Source organism: Chryseobacterium sp. SIMBA_029, from assembly GCF_046535275.1.
Lineage (GTDB): Bacteria > Bacteroidota > Bacteroidia > Flavobacteriales > Weeksellaceae > Chryseobacterium.
The window spans coordinates 1-246 of record NZ_JAWRXA010000704.1; the positions used below are offsets into that span (position 1 = coordinate 1).

1 pseudogene is annotated in these 246 nt (G+C 35.0%); it reads right to left on the reverse strand.

Annotation, left to right across the window (positions count from 1 at the left end):
• A pseudogene (locus tag SB679_RS25765) lies at positions 1-104 on the reverse strand (aldo/keto reductase); the annotation flags it as partial.
• Between the last annotated feature and the right edge of the window lie 142 nt (positions 105-246).

Here is a 246-nt window from a genome sequence, read left to right on the forward strand (position 1 = left end):
CTTTCCTGTTCATCTGCGGGCCCATAGGCAAAGCTCATTCCCATACAACCTAATCCAATAGCAGAAAGCTGCTCTCCTGTATTTCCTAATTTTCTAAATTTCATGATGGTTTTGATTTTAATTTTACAAGACAAAATTAGAGTATACAGCATCTATCTTTGGTATAGAATTCAAACCAAGAACTATAAAATTCAAACAAGGTTCATTCTAAGGGCATTGGGGGTTACTCCAGTTTGTTTTTTAAAG